This window comes from Bradyrhizobium sp. CCBAU 53338, from assembly GCF_015291665.1.
Classification (GTDB): Bacteria; Pseudomonadota; Alphaproteobacteria; order Rhizobiales; family Xanthobacteraceae; genus Bradyrhizobium.
In genome coordinates this window covers 1,617,765-1,642,731 of sequence record NZ_CP030048.1, presented here as the reverse complement: position 1 = coordinate 1,642,731, position 24,967 = coordinate 1,617,765, and the positions used below count along the sequence as shown (strand labels likewise).

The window sequence follows — 24,967 nt, the reverse complement described above, 5'->3', positions numbered from 1 at the left end:
CTCCGGCTTTCCCCCGGTGGGCGCCGGGCGCGCGCAATGGAGCACACCGCGCCTGAACGAGCAATAAATGGTCTCGTGATGTTGCAGCGAGGAATGCTTGATATAGAACGTCATTCCGGGGCGATGCGTCAGCATCGACCTACGGTGCGCCATTTGCGCACCGGAGAATCTCGAGATTCCGGGTCTGCGCTCTGCGCGCCCCGGAATGACGGCAGGCAGAAACAACGCGAATCCCTCATGACCGAAACCGACGTCGTCATCATCGGCGCTGGCCATAACGGCCTCACCTGCGCGGCCTATCTCGCGATGGCGGGCTTGCGCGTGCATGTGGTGGAGCGCCGCAACGTGGTCGGCGGGGCCGCGGTCACGGAGGAGTTTCACCCGGGCTTTCGCAATTCGGTCGCGGCCTACACCGTGAGCTTGCTCAATCCGCGGGTCATCCGAGACCTCGGCCTTGCCGAACACGGCCTGCGCGTGGTCGAGCGGCGTGCGCAGAATTTTCTGCCCGCGCCCGACGGCAACTATCTCCTCACCGGCGAGGGCCGGACCAAGGCGTCGGTCGCACGGCTCAGCGCGCGCGATGCCGATGCCCTCGACGGGTTTTCGCGCGAGCTCGAGGACATCGCCGACGTGCTGCGGCAGTTCGTGCTGCGCGCGCCGCCGAACCTGCTCGGCAGTATTGGCCTTAGCGCGATCCGCGAGGCCGCGAACGCACTCTCGACGGCCAACATCCTGCGCGGGCTTTCGCTGGAGCAGAGCCGCAGCCTGCTCGATCTCTTCACCCGCTCGGCCGGCGAGATGCTGGACGAGCGGTTCGAGCACGATCTGGTCAAGGCGCTATTCGGCTTCGACGCCATCGTCGGCAATTATGCGAGCCCCTACGCCGCCGGCTCGGCCTATGTGATGCTCCATCACGCCTTCGGCGAGGTGAACGGCAAGAAGGGCGTCTGGGGCCACGCCATCGGCGGCATGGGTGCTATCACACAGGCGATGGCGCGCGCCGCGCGGGCTCGCGGAGTCACCATCGATACCGATGCCGGCGTGGGCGAAGTAATCGTCGAGCGCGACCGCGCCGTCGGCGTGGTGCTGGAGAACGGCACTTCCGTTCGGGCGAAGTACGTCGCCGCCAACGTCAATCCCAAACTGCTCTACACGCGGCTGGTCGCGGCCGATGCTCTGCCGCAGGATTTTCTCGCACGCATCCGCCACTGGAAGAACGGCTCCGGCACCTTCCGCATGAACGTGGCGCTGGACCGCCTGCCCTCCTTCACGGCGTTGCCGGGCCAAGGCGATCATCTCACCTCCGGCATCATCCTGGCGCCGAGCCTGGGCTATATGGACCGCGCGTATCTCGACGCGCGAGCGCAGGGCTGGAGCCAAATGCCGATCGTCGAGATGCTGATCCCCTCCACGCTCGACGACACGCTCGCGCCTGCGGGGCAGCACGTCGCAAGCTTGTTCTGCCAGCACGTCGCGCCGGAGCTTCCCGATGGCAGGTCCTGGGACGACCATCGCGACGAGGTCGCCGATCTCATGATCGCGACTGTCGATAGCTACGCGCCGGGCTTCGCGGCCAGCGTGCGCGGCCGCCAGATCCTCTCGCCGCTCGATCTCGAGCGGCAGTTCGGCCTGTTGGGCGGCGACATCTTCCACGGCGCACTGACGCTGAACCAGCTTTTCTCCGCCAGGCCGATGCTGGGCCATGCCGATTACCGTGGGCCGCTGAAAGGCCTCTACCATTGCGGCTCCGGCGCCCATCCCGGCGGAGGCGTCACCGGCGCCCCGGGCCACAACGCCGCGCAGGTGATTTTGAGAGATCACCGCAGCCTGTTCACAAGCCGTGGATAGGCCTGTGGACGAACCGTGGAAAGGTCTGTTGGCAAAGCTGTGGTGAAGCCGTGGAAACCTGGAGCGACCGTTGGGTACAAGTCCGGATCAGGCTGTGGAGAAAGGGCGGGAAAGGCCGTGCATATGCCGGTGGATGAGCGGCCGGCGATGGGCGGACATCATGTTGAGTTCCTGTGGAGAGACCTCCCCATACGACTTCGCCCGCCAAGGGGGCAATTCCCCCAGCGGGCGATCGTCGAAAAAGCCGTCTATGAAGAAAGTGGCCCCCGCTGGGAAATGGGAGGCAGAAATTACTTCAAGGAGCTGCTAATCGAACCGAACTTGTCGTTCATCGTGGTGCCCAGGCTGTTCACCACGGTGATGATCGCCAGCGCGATCCCGGCCGCGATCAGGCCGTATTCGATCGCGGTTGCGCCGGACTCGTCCGACCAGAATTTCGAAACCATGCGCTTCAAGACTCGCCTCCATTCCAGGGTGTGTTGTTTGGTTCCAACATCCGAGAATCTACGGAGCGCAACCTACGGTCCAGTTAACTTGGGAACCGCAAGTTATCCGGAAAAACGGGAACAAAAGTTCCCCAAATTGAACCCAACGGGCCCCTAGAATGCAGCCTTCCCCTACCCACCGAGCCAGCTTTTCGATCGGAAGCGAGGCCGCCGCCAGGCGCGTCGTCGACGTACTCACGGAGGTCTTTTTCGAAGGCGATACCGCCGTCGCCGCCTTCGAGCGGCCGGACGGACAATGGGATGTCACGCTGCATTTTGCCGAGGCGCCGGACCAGACATTGCTGCACGAACTCGTTGCAACTTCAGCAGGAAATGACGTCGTCGCCACGCTTGCCTTCGACACGGTCGAGGCCAAGGACTGGGTCAAGGCGAGCCTGGAAGATCTTGTCCCCGTCCCGGCCGGACGCTTCGTCGTCCATGGCAGCCACGACCGCGATCGGGTGGCGCCGAACAAGCTCGCCGTCGAGATCGAAGCGGCGCTCGCCTTCGGAACCGGACACCACGGCACCACGCGTGGCTGTTTACTTCTGCTTGACCATGTCCTGAAACATGCCCGGCCGAGGCGCGTGCTCGATCTCGGCACCGGTACCGGCGTGCTGGCGATCGCAGCCGCCAAGGCGCTGCACCGCGCGGTGCTGGCCTCCGACATCGACCCGCCCTCGGTGCGAGTCGCGGCCGAAAACGCGGCACTGAACGAAACAGGTCAATACGTCCGGGTGATCCGTGCCACCGGCTTCGCTGCGCCGGACTTTGCCAAACGCGGCCCGTTCGACCTGGTACTGGCCAACATCCTTGCCAATCCGCTCCGGCAATTGGCGGGTCCGATGGCCCGGCATCTGGCGCCCGGCGCCCGCGTCATCCTCTCCGGCCTGCTGACCCACCAGGCCCCCGCGGTGATCGCCGCCTACCGCGCACGCGGCCTCATACCTCTCCGCCATCTGCGGATCGAGGGCTGGAGCAGCCTGCTGCTAAGGAAGGTGGATTGAGCAGGTAGGTGTGCACCCTCGCCCCGCTTGCGCGGAGAGGTGAGCAACGCGCTACTCCTCGGGCTTGTCGTCCCGGCGCATCGCGCGCTCCGCATGCAAGGTCCGCCTTGCGCGGCGCGCCGCAACGCGGTCGATCATCTGGCTGATGAGGCCACGCGGCTTCTTCGGTGTCGTTGCGACAGGTGCGCGGCGCACCGGCGGCGAAATCTTCTCAAAGGTGAACGCTGGCATCGTGTGTCCCCTCGCCGTTGAGATGAACCACCTGCTCGAATTTCCCTGACATCCGGACGAAGCGCAACTGCCGCATCCACTACTCCACTCAATTCGAATGGAACATTTTCAAGCACAGTGCGTGCCAGATGAGATCGCAATTGCGTCTACATTGCGGACTCATCCCCATGATCCTAAGCTGAGCCATGTTCGAAGCACACTTCCAGACATTCGAGGAGCCGGAGGCCGGCGTCGCGTTGACGGCACGTCTGGCTGCGCTCCGTGATGAACTCGCCCGTCGCAAGCTGACCGGCTTTGTGATTCCGCGCGCCGACCAGCAGCAGAATGAATATGTCGCGCCCTCCGAAGAGCGGCTCGCCTGGCTGACCGGCTTCACCGGCTCGGCGGGGCTTGCCGTGGTGCTGGCCCGGGAAGCCGCACTTTTCGTTGACGGCCGCTACACGATCCAGGCGGCCAAGCAGGTCGACGCAAAGGCGTGGACGGTCGAATCGCTGATCGATCCGCCGCCGGAGAGCTGGATCTCGGCGCATCTCAAAACCGGCGATCGCCTAGGATTTGATCCATGGCTGCACACTTTTGCGGCAGCCGAACGCCTCTCCGCCGCCTGCGCCAAGGCCGGCGCCGAGTTGGTGGCGGTCGACAGCAATCCGCTTGACGCGGTCTGGCAGGACCGGCCTCGAGCCCCGATCGCGCCTGTCGCGATCCACGGCCTCCAATATGCCGGCGTCGCCGAGGCCGAGAAGGTGGCGCAGATCAAGACCGAGATCGAGAAGCTGAGCGCCGACGCGCTGGTGCTTTCCGACAGCCATGCGGTCGCCTGGACCTTCAACATCCGCGGCGCCGATGTCGCGCACACGCCGCTGCCGCTGTCCTACGCGCTGGTGCCCAAGGTCGGCCGGCCCACCGTGTTCATCGACCACCGCAAGCTCTCCAACCTGACGCGCGATCATCTCGAGCAATCGGCCGATGTGCGCGAGCCCGATGCGCTGACGCCGACGCTGATGGCGCTCGCCAAGAGCGGCGCGGCGATTGCGCTCGACAACGCCACGGCGGCCGATGCGCTCAGCCGGTTGATCGCGGGCGGCGGCGGCAAGCCGGTGCGCGGCAGCGATCCGATCGCACTGCTCAAGGCCGTGAAGAACGCGACCGAAATCAAGGGCACGCAGACGGCGCACCGTCGCGATGCGATCGCGCTGGCGCGCTTCCTCGCCTTCATCGATCGCGAGGCTCCAAGCGGCAAGCTCACCGAGATCGACGCAGTCGAGGCGCTGGAGACGTTCCGCCGCGACACCGGCGCGTTGAAGGACGTGTCGTTCCCGACCATCTCGGGCACGGGGCCGAACGGGGCCATCGTGCACTACCGCGTCACCCGCAAGAGCAACCGGCGCATCGTGCCCGGCGATCTGCTGCTGATCGATTCCGGCGCGCAATATGAAGACGGCACCACCGACGTCACCCGCACCATGGCCGTGGGCGAGCCGACGGAGGAGATGCGCGACCGCTTCACCCGTGTGCTGCGCGGCCATATCGCGATCGCGCGCGCGGTCTTCCCCGACGGCACCACCGGCGCGCAACTCGACACACTGGCGCGGCAATATCTCTGGGCCGCCGGCGTCGATTTCGAGCACGGCACCGGCCATGGCGTCGGCAGCTATCTCAGCGTGCACGAAGGACCGGCACGGATCTCGAAGCTCGGCACCACGCCGCTGAAGCGCGGCATGATCCTCTCCAACGAGCCCGGCTATTACAAGACCGACGGTTTCGGCATCCGCATCGAGAATCTCGAGCTGGTGGTCGCCGCCGACATCAAGGGCGCCGAGAAGCCGATGAACGCATTCGAGACGCTCACGCTGGCGCCGATCGACCGCCGGCTGATCGACGCCGCCATGCTGAACCGCGACGAGCTCGCCTGGCTCAATGCCTACCACGCCCGCGTCCGCACTGAAGTGGGGCCGGCGCTGGATGAGGCGACGAAGACCTGGCTCGATCAGGCCACGGCGGAGCTGACAGCCTAGACGGTGCCCGCACGGCGCTACGCGATCGGCGCAAGGCTCAGCCGCCCTCGCCCCGCGATCACGGCCGGCCTGGTGCGTTCCTCGCCACGCTTCTCCGTAAAACGACGGCTTCCTGCACGCCGTCACGGTAACAGTCCCGGAATCGGTATAGCCGCATTCCGAAACGCCGATATCCGTCTTGTGCGAGCAGGCTACAGTCCGACTCGAATTCGATAGACGGATACGCATGCACGGCATGATCAGCAGGCCGCAGGACGCGGCGACGAGGAACATCGCGACCTCACGCGTGGTGTTGCTGCTGCTCGTCGTCATGACCGGGATCGCGCCGATCTCGCTGTACATCCTGGTTCCGGCGCTGCCGGTGCTGGCAACGACGTTCGGCCGCGATATCTCGATCGCGCAGATGACGGTGTCGCTCTACATGGTCGGCATCGCACTCTCGCAGCTGATCATGGGGCCGCTGTCGGACAGGTTCGGCCGACGCCCGGTGCTCCTCGGCGGCCTTGCGCTGATGGTGACGGCGAGCGTCGCCTGCATCTTCGCCGAGACCCTGCCGCAGCTGATCGCGGCGCGCTTCTTCCAGGCGCTCGGCGGCGCCTCCGGCATGGTGATCAGCCGCGCGATCATCCGCGACATCTACGAGCGAGATCGTGTCGCCTCCATGATCAGCCTCGTGGTCGCCGCCCTGATGATCGGCCAGATGGTCTCTCCGCTCACCGGCGGCCTGATCGAGACCGCGTTCGGTTGGCGCGCGATTTTCTACGCCGTCACATTCGCCGCGATGGCAGTCGCCGTCGGCATCGCAATCGCACTGCCGGAGACGCGGCGCGACCGCGCTGTCGGCAGCGGCGGCTTTCGCAGCGACGTCGGCACCCTGATCAAGAGCCGCGCCTTCATCGGCTACGTGATGTGCCAGGTGCTGGCGTCCCAGATCATCTTCACCTTCGCCGGCGGCGGTCCCTACATCGTCGTGACGCAGATGGGCCGGACCAGTGCCGAATATGGCGCGTGGTTCGCGACGACGGGATTTGCGTATCTGGTCGGCAATCTGCTCTGCGTGCGCTTTGCGCCGCGACACTCGCTGGAGAAGCTGATCTGGTTCGGGCTCGCCTTGCAACTCTGCGGCAGCCTCTTGAACCTGTTCTGGAGCTTTACGGGCTGGAACGAAGCGCCAAGCTGGCTGTTCGGCACGCAGATGATCGTGATGGTCGGCAACGCCTTCGTGATGGCGAACTCCGCCGCCGGCGCCATCAGCATCCGCCCCGAAGCCGCCGGCACCGCGTCGGGTGCCATGGGCTTTCTGCAACAGGGGATCGGTGCGCTGATGTCGCAGTTCGGCGCCTATCTCGGCGGCCATTCCGCCACGACGCTGCCGCTGACCTCGGCGGTGCTTGCGATCTCGCTGCTCTGCGCCGTGACGATGACCTTCATCGTGCCGCGCCGCGAGCTGGTGGTGAGCGAGGAATTGATCGAACAGGCGGAAGAGGAAGAGGCGGGGATGATGTGAGGAGGCTCGAATGCCTCCACAAGAACGGTGTCATCCTCCGCGAAAGCGGGGGATCCAGTACGCCGCGGCTCCTCCGTATTCTCGCACTGTCTCCGGAATCCTGGATCGCCCGGTCAAGCCGGCCGTCGACTGCAGAGGAGTGAGCGGCGCGGAGGACGACCTTTCACTCCCCGATCAACTTCAACCACTCGTCCTCGGTCAGGACCTTGACGCCGTGCTTGTTGGCGTCCGCGAGCTTCGAGCCTGCGCCGGGGCCGGCGACGACGAGGTCGGTCTTCTTCGACACCGAGCCCGAGACCTTCGCGCCCAACCGCTCGGCGGTGGCCTTGGCCTCATCGCGCGTCATCTTCTCCAGCGAGCCCGTGAACACCACCGTCTTGCCCGCCACCGCGGAGTTGCTCTTCGGCTTCTCGGCATCGACGATCTCGACCTCCCTGGTCAGCCGTTCGACGATGCCGCGATTGTGGCTCTCGCCAAAATAATCGGCGATGCTCTTGATCACGGTATCGCCGATCTGGTCCAGCGCGTCCATCTCCGCCATCGCCTCCTCGTCGCCCTTGGCGACCTTGAGGCAGGCGTCGTGGAAGGCATTCCAGGAGCCGTAACCGCGCGCAAGCGCGAGCGCCGTGGTCTCGCCGACATGGCGCATACCGAGCGCATAGACGAAGCGCTCCAGCGCGATACTGCGACGGCTCTCGATGGCGCCGAACAGATTGCGCACCGAGGTCGCACCGTAGCCCTCGATCTCCTCGAGCTTGAGCTTTGCATTGCGCTTCTCCAGCGTGAAGATGTCGGCGGGCTCCTTGACCCATCCCTCGTCGAAGAAATACTGGAGCTGCTTCTCGCCGAGACCGTCGATGTCGAAGGCGCGCCGCGACACGAAAAGCTTGAGATGCTCGATCTTCTGGTAGGGGCAGGCGAATTCGCCGGTACAGCGGGCGCGTGATTCCTCCTCGCCGGCTGCCGTCTCCCCGCGCACGACGTCGGTGTGCAGCGGGCACGGGCAGGTCTTCGGGAAGTGATATTCCCTGGCGCTCTTCGGCCGCTTGTCGAGGACGACGTCGACGACCTGCGGAATCACGTCGCCAGCGCGCTGGATCACGACGGTGTCTCCGATCCTGATGTCGCGCCCCTCGCGCAGAAGCTCGCCCTTGTTGCCGATGCCCTTGATATAGTCCTCGTTGTGCAGGGTGACGTTCTGTACGATCACACCGCCGACCCCGACAGGCTCGAGCTTGCCGACCGGCGTGAAGGAGCCGGTACGGCCGACCTGGATCTCGATGTCGCGCAGCACGGTCATGGCCCGCTCGGCCGGGAATTTATGTGCGATCGCCCAGCGAGGCGTGCGCGAGACGAAGCCGAGCCGCTCCTGCCAGTCGATACGATCGACCTTGTAGACGACGCCGTCGATGTCGTAGTCGAGCCTTGCACGCCGCTCCTCGATGGAATGATGGAACGCGATCAGCTCCTCGACCGAGTGACAGAGTTTGGTCAGCGGATTGGTCTTGAAGCCGCAGCGCTCGAACCAGTGGATCATGCTGCTCTGCGTATCCTCGGGCATCGCGCTCATCTCGCCCCAGGCATAGGCGAAGAAGCCCAGGGGACGCGAAGCGGTGATGGTCGGGTCCTTCTGCCGCAACGAACCCGCGGCAGAGTTGCGCGGATTGGCGAAGATGGTGTCGCCGGCCGCCTTCTGCCGCTCGTTGAGCGCGAGGAAGGCCTTCTTGGTCATATAGACTTCGCCGCGCACCTCGCAGACGTCAGGGATGTTGCGCCCCTTCAGCTTCTGCGGCACGTCCTCGAGCGTGCGGATATTGGCGGTGACGTCCTCGCCGACCGCACCATCCCCTCGCGTTGCCGCGGTGACGAGTTCGCCGCCCTCATAGCGCAGCGACATCGACAAACCGTCGATCTTGGGCTCGGCGGAGAAACTGATCTTGTCGTCGTCGAGCTTGAGGAAGCGCACGATGCGGCCGACAAAGTCGCGCACGTCTTCTTCGGCAAAGGCGTTGTCGAGCGACAGCATCGGAACGGAATGCGACACCTTCCTGAAGCGCCCGGACGGCGCCGCGCCGACCTTCTGCGAGGGGGAATCCCCGCTGACGAATTCAGGAAAGCGCTTTTCGATCGCGTCGAGGCGGTGGCGCAGCGCATCGTATTCGGCGTCGGTGACGGTGGGCGCGTCCTCTTGATAGTAGCGCTCGTTGTGTCCCTCGATCTCGAGCGACAGCCTGATGTGCTCGACCTTGGCCTGTGCCTTGGTGAGGTCGGCGACGTCACGAAGCGGTTTTGATCTTGCTGCTCTGGCCATGGTGCTTGGATACGACGGAGCGGGAGGGACGGTAAAGGCGGGTTAGTCTCTTTGTTCCCCGGATGCGGCGCAACGCGCCGCGCCCAGAGAGCACCACTAAGCCGTCGCCGCCTTGAGCAGCCGGTCTGCGGCCGCCCTCGCCTCGGCCGTGATCTCGGCGCCGGCGAGCATGCGGGCGATCTCCTCCCGGCGGTGGTCGGCAGCCAGCGCGTTGACACGGGTGGCGACGCGCTTGCCCTTGTCCAGCGCATCCTTGGAGATCAGGAGATGCTGGTCGGCGCGGGCGGCGACCTGCGGAGCATGCGTCACGGCCATCACCTGGACCTTGCCGGCGAGGCGCGCGAGCCGCGCGCCGATGGCATCCGCCACCGCGCCGCCGACGCCGGTGTCGATTTCGTCGAACACCAGGGTCGGCGCCGAGCCGCGGTCGGACAGCACGACCTTCAGCGCCAGCAGGAAGCGCGACAGCTCGCCGCCGGAGGCGACCTTCATCATCGGGCCCGGCTTGGTGCCTGGATTGGTCTGCACCCAGAACTCGACGCGATCGAAACCTTGCGGGCCCGGCGCAGCCTCGTCGGTCGCGACCTGGGTCATGAACTTTGCGCGCTCGAGCTTGAGCGGCGCCAGTTCGGCGTTGACGGCCTTGTTGAGCTTCTCGGCGGATTTCTGCCGCGCCGCGGAGAGTTTCTTCGCCGCCGCCGCATAGCGCGCGTCGGCCTCGATCGCCGCCTGCTCGAGCTTCTTCAGGCGCGAGGCGCCGGCATCGATCAGCACGACGTCGGCGGCGTATTTGGCGGCGAGCACCGCCAGGCCATCGACCGGCGTCGAATATTTGCGCGAGGCGGCGCGTAAGGCGAACAGCCGCTCCTCGATGCGCTCGAGCTCGGCCGGATCGAAATCGGTCGCTGCGAGCGCGACCAGGAGATGCTGGTCGGCCTCCTCCAGCGCGTTGATCGCGATGTCGATCGCCTTCACCGCGGGCTCGACCAGCGCCGGCGAATTGACGCCGCGACGCTCCAGCCGGCGCACGGCGGCGGACAGCGCCGCAACCGGCGAGTTATGGCCGCCGACCACCTCCTGCGCCTCGCGCAGATCGGAGGCGATCTTCTCGCCCTGCATCATGGTGGTGCGGCGGTGGGCGAGCGAGGTCTCCTCGCCGTCCTTGGGCGCGAGCTGCTTCAGCTCGCCGGAGGCGTGGCGCAGATAGTCGGCCTCGCGCGCCGCGCGCTCCATGCCGGCGCGATGCTCTTCCAGCTCGGTGTTGGCGGTGCGGCGCGCGTCCCACAGCGCTTCGACGCCGGCCACGTCCTTTTCGAGGCCGGCAAAGGCATCGAGCAGGCGGCGATGGGTGGCGGCATCGACCAGCGCGCGCTCGTCATGCTGGCCGTGGATCTCGACCAGCGCAGCGCCGACCGCCTTCAGCGTCTGCACGCTGATGGACTGGTCGTTGATGAAGGCGCGGGTGCGGCCGTCGGCGAGCTGAACCCGGCGCAGGATCATCTCACCGGTATCGTCCAGCCCGTTCTCGGCCAGGATTTTCGTCGCAGGGTGATTCTTCGGGATATCGAAGACGGCGGTCACCTGCCCCTGCTCCGCGCCATGGCGCACGAGGCCGGCGTCACCGCGGCCGCCAAGAGCCAGTGCAAAGGCATCGAGCAGGATGGATTTGCCCGCACCGGTCTCGCCGGTCAAAACCGCAAGTCCGGTGGCGAATTCGATATCGAGCCGTTCGATCAGGACGATGTCACGGATCGACAGACGCGCCAGCATGGAACCAGATTTCCTAGCCGAGACCTAGAGGCCTATCTTCTTGAAGGTCTGGCTGATCCAGGACCCCTGATTCTCGCTCGGCTCGAGACCGCCGGATTTTACAAGATTATAGGCGTCCTTGTACCAGCGGCTGTCAGGAAAATTGTGGCCGAGCACGGCGGCGGCGGTCTGGGCCTCGCCGACGATGCCGATCGACATATAGGCCTCGGTGAGGCGGTAGAGCGCCTCCTCGACGTGACGCGTGGTCTGGTACTGCGTCACCACGGCCTTGTAGCGGTTGATTGCGGCCGTGTAGTCCTTCTTCTGCATGTAGTAGCGGCCGACGGCCATTTCCTTGCCGGCAAGCTGGTCGCGTGCGCCCTCGATCTTGGCCTTGGCGGAGGTCGCATATTCGGACGTCGGATATTTGCGCACTACCTCTTCCAGCGCGGCGATCGCCTTCTCGGTGCGGCCCTGGTCGCGATTGATGTCCGGGATCTGGTCGTAATGCGAGGCGGCGATCAGGTACTGCGCGTAAGCGGCATCCGGGCTGCCGGGATGCAGAGTGACGTAGCGGGTCGCGGCACCGATGCAACTGTCATAGTCGCCGCCCTGGTAGGACGCGTAGGCCGACATCAACAGCGATTTCCGCGCCCAGTCGGAATAGGGATGCTGGCGGTCGACTTCCTCGAACTTCTTGTTCGCCGCCTTCATGTCCTTCTTTTCGTTCATGAGGTACAAGCCCTCATTGTAGATCTTGTCGGCGGGCTCCTCGACGAAGGTATCGTCCTTGGCGGTAAACTTGTCCCAGAGGGAGCCGGTGCCGCAGCCGGCCAGCGGCAGCGCGAGCAGGAAGAGGGTCGCGGCCTGAAGCAGCCGACGGGTCTCGACCGGAGCCTTTGGAGATCCCAAGAAAAATCCGCGCGTCATACGCTGTGCCGACATGAATTTAAGACCTGACGCCCTGTGATGCGGTGCCCGCCAGCCCGTGATCCCCGTCACGGCCGCGAAATGTGATCGTGGTGCCTGCCATGCGACCACGTCGGTGTAACCGAAAAACGATTGTTAACCTATCGGATAGGCAGGCATTCCGCCCGGATTAAGGCGAAATCGCCGCAATCCTAGTCGATCATGGTTACCAGGAGTTTCCCGGCGAAATCGCCGCTTGGCCGCTTGCCGCAGCGGGCTTTCAGGACACGTCCGGCCCATAGGCCGCGGCGATCCGGCCGCCAACAATACCGCTGCCAACCTCGACCACGGCACGCGTGGTGCGGCGAACGGCCTCGCCCTCGACCACACGCCAGGCAGTACGGTCGGCAAGCAGAGCGGTCAGGACGGCGTGGTTGAGCTTGTGGCCGCCACGCAGCGAGCGATAGGCGCCAAGCAGCGGCAGTCCGGCCAGCGAGAGATCGCCGATCACGTCCAGCACCTTGTGGCGGGCGCATTCGTCAGCGTAGCGCAGGCCCTCGGTGTTGAGCAGCCGCTCCTCGTCGAACACGACGGTATTTTCGAAGGAGGCACCGAGCGCGTAGCCCGCGCTCCAGAGCCGGGCAACGTCGCCCATCAGACCGAAGGTCCGGGCGCGGCCGACGTCGCGGCGGAAGCGCTCCGGGTTGAGCTCGAAGGCGTAGCTCTGCTGACCGATGACGGGGTTGGTGAAGTCGATCTCGACCTCGACGCGGAAACCGTTGGCGTAGGGCCGGATCTCGCCGAAGGAGTCGCCGATCTTGACCGAAATCGGCTTCAAAACCTGGATGAACCGGCGCTGAGCCGGCTGGGTGACGATGCCGGCCTGATCGATCGCAGCAACGAAGGCCGCGGCGCTGCCGTCCATGATCGGCACTTCCGGACCGTCGATCTCGATGGTGGCGTTGTCGACACCCATGCCCCGCAGCGCAGCCAGCACATGCTCCGCGGTGGACACCAGCGGACCGGTACGGTCGCCGAGGACGGTCGCGAAATCGGTCGCGATCACCTGGTCGGCAGTCGCCTGAATCTCGCGGTCACTTCCCTCGAGGCCAGTGCGGACAAAAATAAAACCTGCATCGACAGGTGCAGGTCCCAACGTCAGGGTGACTGGAAGACCGGAATGAACGCCGACGCCGGCCACGGTGGCTTGCGCGCGAAGCGTTGTTTGCCGGCTAAATTTCATCAGGAACCCGCCCCACTACGACCCACTGCGACTTATACGAGGCTCGACTGATCGATTGAGATCGACCGACCGAATCTCCGTATCCCCAAGTCACGGCAAACCATAGTCACTGCCTCAAACAGCGCCAACTCACGCTTTTTTACCGATTGTTACCCCAAACCCGCCGTATTCGCGCCAAGGCTTAACCAAATTGCACCTCGGTTTGGGACTGATATCGGCAGCTTTACTGAAGCACCCAACCGCTAATTAATGATTTAAAATCAGTTGCTTGAACACGCAATCCGGATATGCGCGAGACAAAAGGAAAGGTCCCGGCAAGCTTCCCGCCGGGACCTTTTTGCGTCTGCCTTATTGTAACAATCCTCAGGTCGCCTGCCGCCGCAGGAAGGCCGGGATATCAAGATGGTCGTCTCCCTGTGGCGCCGGCGCAACAGGTGCCGGGCGGCCATGGGCGTCGAGACCCTGCGGGGCGGGCCGGCGGGCATACTCGGACACCGGCTCGCTGGCAGCGATCTGCTGCTGCACGGTCCGCTGCGGCTTGCGCTCGGGCAGCGCCGGCATGGCGGGACCGGAAGTGCGAGCCGCGATCGGCGCCTCGCTCTCCTCGTCACGACGGCCGAGGCCGACATTGGCGAGGCGCTGAAGCAGTGACAGACGGGTCTTCTGGGGCGTCTCTTCTTCCACTTCGCCACGGGCCTGACGAAGCTCGGCCTGGGCCGGCATCGGCAGTTCCTCGAGGCGCGGCATCCGCGGCGCGCGGGCCGGGGCGCGCTCGGCCTGCGGCGGAATGAAGGTTTCCGGAGTCATCGGCTCGTGCATGGCGAGCGGGGCCTGCTCGGGTTCCGGAAACAGCGTGGGCTTCTGCGCGATCGGCCGCACGGTGACGTCGCCGTAGGTCTGCGGCGCGGACGCCGGCGGGACTTCGGACACGGCTGCGGCGATCGCGGCAAGCGCGGCGCGCTCGACATTGGGACGCGGTGCGACGGGCGCGGCAGCGACCGGGGCCGCGGCCGGGATCTGCGCTTCCATCTTCTGGGCGCGTTCGGCCAGACGCTGGTTGTCAGCGCGGAGGCGTGCGGTGAGGTCGGCGAGACGGCTTTCGGCGGCAGCGGCCGGAACCGCCGGAGCCTGCTGCGGCGCGGCGTTCGCAACCGGAGCGGAGGTCGCCTGGCTGTTGCGGGCAATTGCAGCCTGCTCGATGCCGGTGGCGACGACCGAAACGCGGATCAGGCCGTCGAGCGCTTCGTCGAAGGTGGCGCCGACGATGATGTTGGCGTCCTGGTCGACTTCCTCGCGGATGCGGGTTGCAGCTTCGTCGACCTCGAACAGGGTCAGGTCCTTGCCGCCGGTGATCGAGATCAGGAGGCCCTTGGCACCCTTCATCGAGCTGTCGTCGATCAGCGGGTTGGCGATCGCGGCTTCCGCGGCGGTCAGCGCGCGCTTGTCGCCGGAGGCCTCGCCGGTGCCCATCATCGCCTTGCCCATCTCGCGCATGACGGCGCGGACGTCGGCGAAGTCGAGGTTGATCAGGCCTTCCTTGACCATCAGGTCGGTGATGCAGGCCACGCCCGAATAGAGCACCTGGTCGGCCATCGCGAACGCGTCGGCGAAGGTGGTCTTCTCGTTGGCGACCCGGAACAGGTTCTGGTTCGGGATGATCAGCAGCGTGTCGACCACCTTGTGCAGCTCGGCGATGCCGGCTTCGGCGGTGCGCATGCGGCGGCCGCCCTCGAAGTGGAACGGCTTGGTCACGACGCCGACGGTGAGGATGCCCATGTCGCGCGCGGTCTTGGCGATGACGGGAGCTGCACCGGTGCCGGTGCCGCCGCCCATGCCGGCGGTGACGAACACCATGTTGGCGCCCGAGAGATGATCACGCAGCTCGTCGATGACTTCTTCGGCAGCGGCAGCGCCGACGTTCGGCTGCGAACCTGCGCCGAGCCCTTGCGTCACCGCGGTGCCCATCTGCACGATGCGCTGCGCCTTCGACATCGTCAGCGCTTGCGCGTCGGTGTTGGCGACCACGAAGTCGACGCCCTGAAGGCCCGCCGTGATCATGTTGTTGACGGCGTTGCCGCCGGCGCCGCCGACGCCGAACACGGTGATCCGGGGCTTCAACTCGTGAATATCAGGAACGTTGATGCTGATGGTCATGTTTGCCTCTCGATCACGCGCGCGTGGGTTCGCCCCGGCCTGCGGCCGCGGGAGTTGGTGAAATCAGACATTTGCGGAAAGCGGTCATCAAAAGCCCTCGCGTAGCCATCGTCCGACCTTTCCGAAATAACCGCCGGTCCCTGTCTTGACCTGCTGCCGCGTATGCCGCGGTTCGACATGCTCGTGGTGAACATATTGCGGGTAGACGAGAAGGCCGGCCGGCACCGCGAACGCGGCGTTCTTCGCCTCGTTGGGCAGCCGGCCGAAACCGAGCGGGCGGCCGACGCGCACGGGCCGGCCGAGAATCTGGGTGCCGAGCTCGACGAGGCCGGTGAGCTGCGAGGCGCCGCCGGAGAGCACGACGCGGCCCTTGGGCTCTGCCGCGAAGGGCGAATCCTTCAGCTTGTCCCGAACCATTTCGAAGACTTCCTCGGCACGGTGCTTGACGATGTTGGCGATGGTGGCGCGCGAAACGATCTGCGGCAGATCCTGATCGTCACCGGCTGTCGGTACAGACATCAGCTCACGCGAGTCCGATCCGCCGGTGATGACGGTGCCGTATAACGTCTTGATTCGCTCGGCATCGGCAATGGTCGCGGAGAGTCCGCGCGCGAGATCCATCGTGATGTGTTGCCCGCCGACCGCAAATCCGGCCGCGTGCACGAAACGGCCGCCGGAATAGACCGCGATGGTGGTGGTGCCTGCGCCCATTTCGACCACGGCGGCGCCGAGATCGGCCTCGTCGTCGGTCAGCACCGACAGGCCGGCGACATAAGGGCTTGCCGCCATGGCTTCGACGTTGAGATGGCAGCGTTCCACCGCCAGCATCAGGTTGCGCGCAACGGTGGCATCGCAGGTGACGACGTTCATGTCGACGCCGAACTGATGTGCGACCATGCCACGAGGATCGCGGATCCCCTTGGCGCCGTCGAGCGTGTAGCCGACCGGCAGCGCATGCAGCACGGTGCGGCCTTCGCCGGTGGCGTGACGCATGCCGGTGGAGGTTACGCGGCTGACATCGGCAGGCGTCACCGCGCCACCGCGGATATCGGCCGCGGCTTCGACCAGCTGGCCCGCGAGCCGGCCGCCGGAGACCGACAGCAAAACGGACTCGACGCGGACCTTGGCCATTTTCTCGGCAAGCCCGACGGCCTGGCGCACCGCCTGCTCGCATTCGCCGAGATCGACCACCGCGCCGGCCTTCATGCCGCGCGACTGGATCTGGCTGTAGCCGATCAACTCCACCGCATGAGTGCGCCCGCGCAGCGCCTCGCTCGGCGGCGACGGCTTCAACCGCGCGATCATGCAGGCGATCTTGCTGGTGCCGATGTCGAGGCAGGCAACGAGGCCGCCGCGCTTGTGCGGCATCGGGCGCGTCTTCGGCGTCTGGGTGCGATCAAGACCGGTCATGCGGCGTCCCCGGCCTTCTTTTTCTTCTTGTCCTTGAACAGATCATCGCGCGCCTTGGCGGCGTCGTCGGACAGCTGCACCACCAGACGGTCGGGCAGGCGCATGTCGATCGCCACGATGTCCTTCGAGAACAGGCGTTCGTCCTTGTCGAGCTTGGAGAGCGCGGCGAGTGCGTTGCCGACGTCCTGCTCGGGCAGGCGGACGTCGAGACCGTCCTTCAGCCTCAGGTTCCAGCGCCGCTCGCCGACATAGATCGCGGCTTTGGTCACCGAGTTCACCTGCGGATAGCGGGCGAGCAAAGCCAGGAAATCGCGGGCCTGCGTGTCGGCGCCCTTGCCGACCACGAGCGGCAGCGACAGGAACCGGCGCGAGACATAGGGCTCGAGCAGCGCGCCGTCGTCGGCGATGACGGAGAGCCGGCCGGCCTCCTGCCACAGCGCGAACGCCTTGCGCTCGGTGATCTCGATCATCAGCTGGCCCGGATAGAGCTTCAGCACGGTCGCGTCCGCAATCCAGGGATTGGCCTTGAGCTTGTCGCGGACGTCGTCGGCATCGAGGAACAGCAGCGATGAGCGGCCGCTGACGCCGCCGATCGCGAGGATCTCGTCCTGGCTGAGCTGCTTGCGGCCGTTGATCACGACCGAGGTGATGCGGAAGCCGGCCGAATTGGCCATCGCGTTGCGCGCGTCGCTGACCGCGGTGATGAAATCCTGGAGATGACCGCCCTTGACGATGCCGAGGCCGCAGCTGCCGATCAGCAGCAGCACGGTCATGGTAATCCCGACCCGGCGCGGCAGATAGCGCTCGATCAGCGCGACCAGGCGCGGCGGCGGCTCGCGCTCGATGACGGCTTTGGCCTTGATCTTCTGCTTGGCGCTCGCGCGCTTGTCCTGCACCCACTCGCGCAGAAGCACGACCGCTCCGATAGCGGCCGCCTTCAGGTCAGCTTGGGGCCTCAGCGATCTCACAAACGACCGGGTGAGGCTTCCTGCACCATCCATTGCACGAGCTCGTCAACAGTTTGCCCGCGACACCCGCGCGGGTCCTGGCGAACATGACGTCTCGGTCGTGCCGGGCCGGGTGATGGTCTTCGGCTGAAGAAACCGCTCCCCTTCAAAGCGTTCGCCGACCGGAAACATCCGAAACGACTCACGCGCCGGCAGCCAAAACGCCATATGCGCCGCCAGCGTTAACCTTCGGATGTCCTGGTAAACAAAAGGTAAAGTTCGTTAACGCGGGATGCTTTTTGCCCAGGCAAGTGAGGCAGTTGCGCCACGATGTCCGGTATTTTACCGGTTTTGGCCGCCAAACCGGCCGTTTTGGCCGTTCCGGCCGTTAACCAATCCTAACTATTTCCGCACCCGGCGCGCGGCGAGCTCGATCAGGTCGCGGAGGAAATCAACGAAGGCTATGCCCTCGGCTTTCAGCGCCTTGGGGTAGAGCGAGGACTTGGTCAACCCGGGCAGCGTGTTGGTTTCGAGATACATCAGCGCCTTGTCCGAGACGATGAAGTCGGAGCGGGAGTAGCCGGAGCAGGACATCGCGCGGTGCGCCAGCATGGCCTGCGTCTTGAGCGCGGCGGTGACCTCCGCCGAAAAGCGACCCGGACAGATCTCCTGGGTCGTCGACAGCAGATATTTGGCCGCGTAGTCGAAATTGCCCTCGCCCGGAATGATCTCGATCGGCGGCAGCGAGATGAGCGAACCGTCGGTGCGCTCCAAGACACCGCAGGTCGCCTCGACGCCGGCGATGTAGGGCTCGATCACATATTCTTCGTGCTTGGCCGCGTTGCGAACGGCGACGAGATCCTGCTTGGCGTTGACGAAGATCAGGCCATAGCTCGAGCCGTCGCGCGCCGGCTTTGCGATCAGCCGGCCGTATTCGGCGAAGGCGTCGTCGATGTTCTCGAGCGCGATGCCCGCAGGCGGCGTCGCGCCACCGAGCGCGGCAAACCGCTTGGCCGCGATCTTGTCGAAGGCGAGATGCGATGAAGCCGAGCCCGAGCCGGTGAACGGCACGCCGCGCGCCTCGCACATCACCTGCAATTCGCCATTCTCCGCGCATCCGCCATGCAGGCCGAGCACGAGGACGCGATCTTCCGCCTTGGCCTGGTCGAGCGCCTGCGCCAGTGAAATGCCTGAGGTGCCCGGCCTGAACTCGTCCTCGAACGGCCGGGAATGTTCGAGCAACTGTTTCGACTGGACCACATGCACCTTGTCCTCGACGTCCCAGAACCAGAGATCGGCCTCGGGCAGCGCCTGATGCAGCGCCTGGGCCGAGGCGACTGAAACCAGACGTTCGCGGTTGGAGCCGCCGAAGAGGATGGTGATGCGCATGTTCTCAGTTACCTCTGTGCCGTCATTCCGGGATGGTGCGCAAGCACCAGACCCGGAATCTCGAGAATCTCAGGTGCGCAATTGCGCACCATGGTTCGCGTTTCGCGCGCTCCGGAATGACCATCAATCGGGAATTCCAATCCGCTTGATTTCCCAGTGCAGCTCAATTCCGGAATTCGCCTTCACTCGCTCGCGCACGGTCTCGCCGAGCGTCTCGATGTCGTGCGCGGTCGCATCGCCCGTGTTGATCAGGAAATTGCAATGCATCTCGGAGACCTGCGCGCCGCCGACCCGCAGGCCCCGGCAGCCGGCAGCATCGACCAGCTTCCAGGCGGAATGGCCGGGCGGATTCTTGAAGGTCGAGCCGCCGGTCTTTTCCCGGATCGGCTGCGCGGTCTCGCGATGGCTTTGCACTTCGGCCATTCGCGCGCGGATCGTTTCAGCATCCCTGATCTCGCCGCGAAAACGCGCCGTCGTGAAGATGATGGAGGGATCGACGCCGCTATTGCGGTAGACGAATTTCATGTCCGCGTTGGAGAAGACGTGCTTGGTGCCATCACGCCCGACGCCGCGCGCCTCGATCAGGACATCCTTGGTCTCACCGCCATTGGCGCCCGCATTCATGCGCAGCGCGCCGCCGATGGTGCCGGGAATGCCGAAATAGAATTCGAGCCCGCCGATATTAGCGCCGGCGGCGACTTCCGCCACGCGCTTGTCGAGCGCGGCCGCACCCGCAGTGACGACATCGCCGCTCGCTGTGGTCTCGCCGAAAGCGCGCGGCGCGAGGCGGATCACCACGCCGGCAATGCCGCCGTCTCGCACGATGAGATTGGAGCCGACACCGACGACATAGACCGGGATCTCGGAAGCAAGATGCGCGAGGAAGTAGGCGAGATCGTCTTCATCGGCCGGCGTGAACAGCACCTGCGCCGGACCACCGACGCGAAACCAGGTCAGCTCGGCGAGCGACTGGTTGGCCAGCAGCCGGCCGCGCAACTCCGGCATCGCGGCCTTGAGTGAGGGCGTGATGTCGGGGAAGCTCATGCGGCGCCCTCAAGTGAGGAAGGCGCGCTGTTTCCGTTCCCTCCCCCCTTGGGGGGAAGGAGCGCAGTTTGCCGTGTGGCTGTCTGTGAGACTCTCATAAGAGCGCTCACCCCAACGCCTTCAACTGGTCCGGCAAGGCATACGCCCACTGCGTGATGTTGCCGGCACCGAGGCACACGACGAGATCGCCGGACTTCGCCAGTCCCTTGACGATGCCCGGGAGCTCCGTCGCCGCCGGCAGCGGGATCACTTCGCGGTGGCCATGCGCGCGCAGGCCTGCGACGAAATGGTCGCGGTCGACGCCGTCGATCGGCGTCTCGCCCGCGGCATAGACATCGGCGACGACAACCGCGTCGGCATCGTTGAAGCAGGTGCAAAATTCCTCGAACAGCGATTGCAGGCGGGTGTAGCGATGCGGCTGCACCACGGCCATGATCTTGCCGTTGGTGGATTCCCGCGCCGCCTTCAGCACCGCGGCGATCTCGACAGGGTGATGGCCGTAATCGTCGATCACGGTGACGCCGTTCCACTCACCCGTCTTGGTGAAGCGGCGCTTGACGCCGCCGAAGCCGGCGATGGCCCTGCGGATCGCATCGTCCGAGACGCCGAGCTCGCGCGCCACCGCGATCGCGGCCGTCGCGTTGGACGCGTTGTGACGGCCCGGCATCGGCAGCATCAAATCGGGAATCTCGTGCACGGCGCCGGTCTTGCGATCGCGGAACGCGACCTTGAACTTCGAGCCGCCCCCCATCGGCGTGAGATCGAGCAATCGCGCATCGGCCTGCGGGTTCTCGCCGTACGTAATGATGCGGCGATCCTCGATCTTGCCGACAAGGCTCTGCACCACGGGGTGATCGATGCACATCACGGCAAAGCCGTAGAACGGCAGGTTCTCGACGAAGTGGCGGAACGCGTCCTGTACCGCGTCGAACGTCTTGAAGTGATCGAGATGCTCGGGATCGACATTGGTGACGATCGCGACATCGGTCGGCAGCTTCAGGAACGTGCCGTCGCTCTCGTCAGCCTCCACCACCATCCAGTCGCCGGCCCCTAACCGCGCATTGGAGCCATAGGCATTGATGATACCGCCGTTGATCACGGTGGGATCGAGCCCGCCGGCATCGAGCAGCGTTGCGACCATCGTGGTCGTGGTGGTCTTGCCATGCGTGCCGGCAATCGCGACGCAGCTCTTCAGCCGCATCAATTCGGCCAGCATCTCGGCACGGCGCACCACGGGAATGCGCCGCTCGCGCGCCGCCATCAATTCGGGATTGTCGCGCTTGATCGCGGTGGAGACCACGACGACCTCGGCGCCGTCGACATTCTCGGCCTTGTGGCCGACCGAAACTTTGGCGCCCTTCTTGCGCAGGCGGTCGAGATTGTAATTGTCCGAGGCATCCGAGCCCTGCACGGCATAGCCGAGATTGACCAGCACCTCGGCGATGCCGCTCATGCCGATCCCGCCGATCCCGACGAAGTGGATGGGTCCGATCTCGCGCGGCAGTCTCATGCTCTGTTCCCTGACCTCGCCGCCTTGCGCAGGCGGCATCTGGCAAAGGTCACGGCCAAATCGGCCGCGCCGTTCGTACTGGATGCCCCGCTTTGGAAGACGAAGACAAGGGCTTTTTCGCGTCAGATTCCCGCGACTTTGACGACCAGATCGGCCAACCGCTCGGCGGCGTCGAGCCGGCCTGCCCCTTTTGCCGCAGCAGCCATGGCGGCAAGACGCGCCGGCTCGGCGGCAAAGCCGGAGATCTCGGCAGCGAGGCGGTCGGAAGTGAACTCGGTCTGCGGTATGCGGATGGCGCCGTCGACCTTGGCCAGCACGCCGGCATTGGCGAACTGGTCCTGGTCGATCGAGCCCGGCAGCGGCACCAGGACCGAGGGCCGGCCGATCGCGGCGAGTTCGGCCACCGTGCCGGCACCGGAGCGCGACACCACCAGATGATTGGAGGCGAGCCGCGCCGGCAGATCCGTGAAGAACGGCGCCAACTCCGTCTTGATCTTGAGCTTGTCATAGACCGCGCGCACGCGGCCCATGTCCTCGTCGCGAACCTGCTGGGTCAGGATGAGCCGGCCCCACAATGCGGGCTCGAGCCGCTCGATCGCACCCGGCACGATGTCGGCCATGATGCGCGCGCCCTGGCTGCCGCCGACGACGAGCAGGCGCAGCAGTCCATTCACCTCGGGTGGGGCATATGGCACCGCCGCAGCGGCGAGGACCGCGGGGCGCATCGGCGTGCCGACCATCGTGGTCTTGCCTGCCAGCGCCGGATCGCGGTCGAGCACGCCCGGCAACGACGTTGCGATAGCCTGGACGCGGCTCGACAGGAAACGGTTGGCGCGGCCGAGCACCGCATTGGCGTCGTGAATGATGCCGGGCACACCTGCGAATTTTGCGGCAACCAGCGGCGGCAATGTCGGATAGCCGCCGAAGCCGACGACGGCAACGGGCTTCAATCGCTTGATCAGGCGGTACGCAGCGAGCGTACCGGTGGCAAGCGTCAGGCCGGCATAGGCGAGCTGAAGCGGATTGCGACCGCGCGCTGTCTCGCTCGCGACGACGTCGATCATGTCCTTGCTGAACAACCCGCTGTAGCGCAACGCGCGGTCATCGGTGACGAGGCGGACGCGAAAGCCGCGCCGGATCAACTCGACGCCAAGTGCCTCAGCCGGAAACAGATGGCCGCCGGTGCCGCCCGCGGCGAGAAGAATCAAGGGGGATTGGTCCATAAGTGCCCTTTTACAGGCTCTCTCACGTCATTGCGAGCGAAGCAATCCAGACTACCTCCGCGGAACAGCCCGGATTGCTTCGTCGCACCAGCACAAGATCGCTGCGCAATTTTGTCGCGCGTGTACCTCGCAATGACGACTTACGCGTAACTCCGCATCGCCTCGGCGCGGCCGCTCGCCTCGACCTCGGTACGCGGACGCAGCCGCGTCAGTGCCAGCATCATGCCGACGCCATAAGCGAGCGACACGATCGAGGAGCCGCCGTAGGAAATGAAGGGCAGCGTCATGCCCTTGGCGGGGATGAGCTGGAGATTGACCGACATGTTGATCGCGGCCTGCACGCCGAACAGGATCGCGAGACCGGACGCCGCAAAGCGGGAGAACATGTCCTCATTGGCATAGGCGCGCGACAGCGTGCGGATCACGATGAAGGCGTACAGCGCCAGCATGGCGAGGCACAGGATGATGCCGAACTCTTCGGCGGCGACCGCAAACACGAAGTCGGTGTGGCTGTCCGGCAGGCTTCGCTTGGCAATCCCTTCGCCCGGTCCAAGGCCAAACCAGCCGCCATTGTAGAAAGCCTCCATCGCGGTATCGACCTGGAACGTGTCGCCGGAGGCTGGATTCATGAAGCGCTGGATACGGCCGGCGACGTGCGGGACGAGCAGATAGGCGCTGAACAGACCGGCCGCGCCGAGGCCTGCCAGACCAAACACCCAGATCATGCGCATCCCCGCGATGAAGAACAGCGAGCCCCACACCATCAGGATCAGCATGGTCTGGCCGAAGTCCGGCTCCATCACCAGCAGCGACACCAGCATCAGGAGCAGCACCAGCGCCATCGAGGTCGCGGGCATCTCCGGCCGTTTGGTCGATTCCGCGAACAGCCAGGCCGCGATGACGACAAACGATGGTTTTGCGATTTCGGAGGCCTGGATGTTGACCCCGAGCAGCGTGATCCAGCGTCGCGAGCCCTTCACCTCGGGGCCGACAGCCAGCGTCACCACGATCAGGATGATGCTGATCGTGAAGATGATCAGCGCCGAGCGCCGGATCGACCGCGGCGACAGGAACGACACGCCGAGCAGCACGATAAAAGACGGCGCCAGGAACATCACGTGGCGGGTGAAGAAGTGAAAGGGATCGAGCCCGATCCGGGTCGCGACCGGCGGGCTCGCCGCCAGCGACAGGATCACGCCGATCAGCATCAGCGCCAGGATGGCGCCCATCAGCGGCTTGTCGACGGTCCACCACCACTCGGAAAATGGGGTGCGTTCTTCACGGGAGAGCATGGGCGGCCGCTTTCGGACAGAGGTTCGTCCATTGGTCGTCGAGGTTGGTTACTGCAGGGTTAAGGAAATGCGGATGATTGGAGATGATCCCCGCTGCCACCACACAACTCAGGATCATGCCCCGGCTTGACCAGCGCATCCAGTACCCCGCGCCTTCTCTTCTCAATCGCGACCGACTTGGAGGACTGGGTCGCCCGGTCCCGGCTCCGCCAAGACTACGCCGGCGCCACAAGGGTGCTCGGCCGCCGAAGTTTAGCGAAGGCGGCAAGCCGGCGACGACAGCGGCGCAAGGGGTAGCCGCCCCACACCCCTATTCGTAGGTAATCGCGACGTCCCCCGCGCGCTGATCGCGCTTGTCGACCTGGCCTGGTTCCGGAATGAAACCGATCCTGACCGCCCGCTCGCTGCTCCAGGCGACGACGACCTCGGGATGTCCGCGCACGCTGACAAAGGTCGGTGTGCTCTCCGGCGAGAACGTTCGGCCGCGCGCCACGACGCTGGCTTGCGTGCTGTCAGTTGCTCCACACGACTTCCAGACCACGACAACCAACTGACCGCCGCCTGGGGAGGCGAATGCACGCTGGCGAATGACACGGCAGGCGCCGAATTGGTGCATCACGTTGTCAACGAGGACAACACAGAGGAAACCAACCGGGACAGCGAGAGCGACGACAAGTCCGATCCAGCGTCGTC

The 24,967-nt window shown here is 65.4% G+C and carries 19 protein-coding genes; 5 read left to right on the top strand and 14 right to left on the bottom strand.

The genetic code is table 11. From position 1 onward, the window contains the following. Positions 1–237 precede the first annotated feature (237 nt). Positions 238–1,848 carry an NAD(P)/FAD-dependent oxidoreductase gene (locus XH90_RS07885; RefSeq protein WP_194480143.1) on the top strand — a complete coding sequence of 537 codons (1,611 nt, stop codon included), beginning with the start codon at positions 238–240 and terminating at the stop codon, positions 1,846–1,848. Positions 1,849–2,138: 290 nt separating this feature from the next. On the opposite strand, the gene XH90_RS07880 is transcribed toward XH90_RS07885, so the two are convergent. Further along, entirely contained in the window at positions 2,139–2,294 is a 156-nt protein-coding gene (locus tag XH90_RS07880) for a Flp family type IVb pilin (RefSeq protein WP_148754203.1), read from the bottom strand. Positions 2,295–2,452: 158 nt separating this feature from the next. On the opposite strand from XH90_RS07880, the gene XH90_RS07875 reads away from it, so the two are divergent. Beyond that, positions 2,453–3,340 carry a 50S ribosomal protein L11 methyltransferase gene (locus tag XH90_RS07875; RefSeq protein WP_194480141.1) on the top strand — a complete coding sequence of 296 codons (888 nt, stop codon included), beginning with the start codon at positions 2,453–2,455 and terminating at the stop codon, positions 3,338–3,340. A 51-nt stretch (positions 3,341–3,391) separates the two neighbouring features. Here the strand turns inward: XH90_RS07875 and XH90_RS07870 are convergent, their stop codons facing one another. Continuing rightward, on the bottom strand, positions 3,392–3,571 hold the full coding sequence (locus tag XH90_RS07870) for a hypothetical protein (RefSeq protein WP_194480140.1): 180 nt from the start codon (positions 3,569–3,571) through the stop codon (positions 3,392–3,394). Between the two features lie 185 nt (positions 3,572–3,756). Here XH90_RS07870 and XH90_RS07865 point away from each other — a divergent pair, with 185 nt between their 5' ends. Together XH90_RS07865 and XH90_RS07860 are read left to right on the top strand one after the other, a co-directional pair. Beyond that, positions 3,757–5,586: an aminopeptidase P family protein gene (locus XH90_RS07865; RefSeq protein WP_194480138.1), complete on the top strand. Its 1,830-nt coding sequence runs from the start codon at positions 3,757–3,759 to the stop codon at positions 5,584–5,586. Between the two features lie 226 nt (positions 5,587–5,812). Beyond that, entirely contained in the window at positions 5,813–7,093 is a 1,281-nt protein-coding gene (locus tag XH90_RS07860; protein WP_194480136.1) for a multidrug effflux MFS transporter, read from the top strand. Positions 7,094–7,256: 163 nt separating this feature from the next. Here XH90_RS07860 and ligA read toward each other — a convergent pair whose 3' ends face one another. From ligA to ftsW, 12 genes are all read right to left on the bottom strand, one after another. Beyond that, entirely contained in the window at positions 7,257–9,404 is a 2,148-nt protein-coding gene (gene ligA, locus XH90_RS07855; protein WP_194480134.1) for an NAD-dependent DNA ligase LigA, read from the bottom strand. Positions 9,405–9,500: 96 nt separating this feature from the next. Then, on the bottom strand, positions 9,501–11,174 hold the full coding sequence (recN, locus tag XH90_RS07850) for a DNA repair protein RecN (protein WP_194480133.1): 1,674 nt from the start codon (positions 11,172–11,174) through the stop codon (positions 9,501–9,503). A gap of 24 nt (positions 11,175–11,198) precedes the next feature. Beyond that, complete coding sequence (locus tag XH90_RS07845; RefSeq protein ID WP_194480131.1) at positions 11,199–12,098, bottom strand: outer membrane protein assembly factor BamD; 900 nt, start codon at positions 12,096–12,098, stop codon at positions 11,199–11,201. Positions 12,099–12,342: 244 nt separating this feature from the next. Next, a complete protein-coding gene (lpxC, locus tag XH90_RS07840) occupies positions 12,343–13,305 on the bottom strand; it encodes a UDP-3-O-acyl-N-acetylglucosamine deacetylase (RefSeq protein ID WP_194480129.1) in 963 nt (320 codons plus the stop codon). Between the two features lie 363 nt (positions 13,306–13,668). Next, on the bottom strand, positions 13,669–15,459 hold the full coding sequence (ftsZ, locus tag XH90_RS07835; RefSeq protein WP_194480127.1) for a cell division protein FtsZ: 1,791 nt from the start codon (positions 15,457–15,459) through the stop codon (positions 13,669–13,671). An 87-nt stretch (positions 15,460–15,546) separates the two neighbouring features. Continuing rightward, on the bottom strand, positions 15,547–16,869 hold the full coding sequence (gene ftsA, locus XH90_RS07830) for a cell division protein FtsA (RefSeq protein WP_194480126.1): 1,323 nt from the start codon (positions 16,867–16,869) through the stop codon (positions 15,547–15,549). Continuing rightward, complete coding sequence (locus XH90_RS07825; RefSeq protein WP_194480124.1) at positions 16,866–17,870, bottom strand: cell division protein FtsQ/DivIB; 1,005 nt, start codon at positions 17,868–17,870, stop codon at positions 16,866–16,868. Before XH90_RS07825 ends, ftsA begins: the two co-directional genes overlap by 4 nt. Positions 17,871–18,218: 348 nt before the next feature. Further along, positions 18,219–19,205: a D-alanine--D-alanine ligase gene (locus tag XH90_RS07820; protein ID WP_194480123.1), complete on the bottom strand. Its 987-nt coding sequence runs from the start codon at positions 19,203–19,205 to the stop codon at positions 18,219–18,221. Positions 19,206–19,328: 123 nt separating this feature from the next. After that, entirely contained in the window at positions 19,329–20,249 is a 921-nt protein-coding gene (gene murB / locus XH90_RS07815) for a UDP-N-acetylmuramate dehydrogenase (protein ID WP_194480121.1), read from the bottom strand. 106 nt (positions 20,250–20,355) lie between these two features. Then, positions 20,356–21,759, bottom strand: a complete 1,404-nt coding sequence (gene murC, locus XH90_RS07810) for a UDP-N-acetylmuramate--L-alanine ligase (protein WP_194480119.1) — start codon at positions 21,757–21,759, stop codon at positions 20,356–20,358. A 122-nt stretch (positions 21,760–21,881) separates the two neighbouring features. Beyond that, the gene (gene murG, locus XH90_RS07805; protein ID WP_194480117.1) at positions 21,882–22,982 is read right to left on the bottom strand and encodes an undecaprenyldiphospho-muramoylpentapeptide beta-N-acetylglucosaminyltransferase; all 1,101 of its coding nucleotides are present in this window, start codon (positions 22,980–22,982) and stop codon (positions 21,882–21,884) included. 140 nt (positions 22,983–23,122) lie between these two features. Then, positions 23,123–24,274 (bottom strand): putative lipid II flippase FtsW, encoded by a 1,152-nt coding sequence (gene ftsW, locus XH90_RS07800; protein ID WP_194480115.1) that lies wholly within the window; start codon positions 24,272–24,274, stop codon positions 23,123–23,125. A 377-nt stretch (positions 24,275–24,651) separates the two neighbouring features. On the opposite strand from ftsW, the gene XH90_RS07795 reads away from it, so the two are divergent. Then, positions 24,652–24,828 carry a hypothetical protein gene (locus tag XH90_RS07795; protein ID WP_194480113.1) on the top strand — a complete coding sequence of 59 codons (177 nt, stop codon included), beginning with the start codon at positions 24,652–24,654 and terminating at the stop codon, positions 24,826–24,828. The last annotated feature ends 139 nt before the right edge of the window (positions 24,829–24,967 follow it).

Bases quoted from the DNA above. Each gene is read 5' to 3' on its own strand.
- murB (WP_194480121.1), bottom strand. From the start codon at position 20,249: ATGAGCTTCCCCGACATCACGCCCTCACTCAAGGCCGCGATGCCGGAG.
- murC (WP_194480119.1), bottom strand. From the start codon at position 21,759: ATGAGACTGCCGCGCGAGATCGGACCCATCCACTTCGTCGGGATCGGC.
- XH90_RS07875 (WP_194480141.1), top strand. From the start codon at position 2,453: ATGCAGCCTTCCCCTACCCACCGAGCCAGCTTTTCGATCGGAAGCGAG.
- XH90_RS07865 (WP_194480138.1), top strand. From the start codon at position 3,757: ATGTTCGAAGCACACTTCCAGACATTCGAGGAGCCGGAGGCCGGCGTC.
- ftsZ (WP_194480127.1), bottom strand. From the start codon at position 15,459: ATGACCATCAGCATCAACGTTCCTGATATTCACGAGTTGAAGCCCCGG.
- murG (WP_194480117.1), bottom strand. From the start codon at position 22,982: ATGGACCAATCCCCCTTGATTCTTCTCGCCGCGGGCGGCACCGGCGGC.
- recN (WP_194480133.1), bottom strand. From the start codon at position 11,174: ATGCTGGCGCGTCTGTCGATCCGTGACATCGTCCTGATCGAACGGCTC.
- XH90_RS07795 (WP_194480113.1), top strand. From the start codon at position 24,652: ATGAAACCGATCCTGACCGCCCGCTCGCTGCTCCAGGCGACGACGACC.
- XH90_RS07845 (WP_194480131.1), bottom strand. From the start codon at position 12,098: ATGTCGGCACAGCGTATGACGCGCGGATTTTTCTTGGGATCTCCAAAG.
- XH90_RS07825 (WP_194480124.1), bottom strand. From the start codon at position 17,870: ATGGATGGTGCAGGAAGCCTCACCCGGTCGTTTGTGAGATCGCTGAGG.
- ftsA (WP_194480126.1), bottom strand. From the start codon at position 16,869: ATGACCGGTCTTGATCGCACCCAGACGCCGAAGACGCGCCCGATGCCG.
- XH90_RS07885 (WP_194480143.1), top strand. From the start codon at position 238: ATGACCGAAACCGACGTCGTCATCATCGGCGCTGGCCATAACGGCCTC.
- XH90_RS07870 (WP_194480140.1), bottom strand. From the start codon at position 3,571: ATGCCAGCGTTCACCTTTGAGAAGATTTCGCCGCCGGTGCGCCGCGCA.
- XH90_RS07860 (WP_194480136.1), top strand. From the start codon at position 5,813: ATGCACGGCATGATCAGCAGGCCGCAGGACGCGGCGACGAGGAACATC.
- ligA (WP_194480134.1), bottom strand. From the start codon at position 9,404: ATGGCCAGAGCAGCAAGATCAAAACCGCTTCGTGACGTCGCCGACCTC.
- ftsW (WP_194480115.1), bottom strand. From the start codon at position 24,274: ATGCTCTCCCGTGAAGAACGCACCCCATTTTCCGAGTGGTGGTGGACC.
- XH90_RS07880 (WP_148754203.1), bottom strand. From the start codon at position 2,294: ATGGTTTCGAAATTCTGGTCGGACGAGTCCGGCGCAACCGCGATCGAA.
- lpxC (WP_194480129.1), bottom strand. From the start codon at position 13,305: ATGAAATTTAGCCGGCAAACAACGCTTCGCGCGCAAGCCACCGTGGCC.
- XH90_RS07820 (WP_194480123.1), bottom strand. From the start codon at position 19,205: ATGCGCATCACCATCCTCTTCGGCGGCTCCAACCGCGAACGTCTGGTT.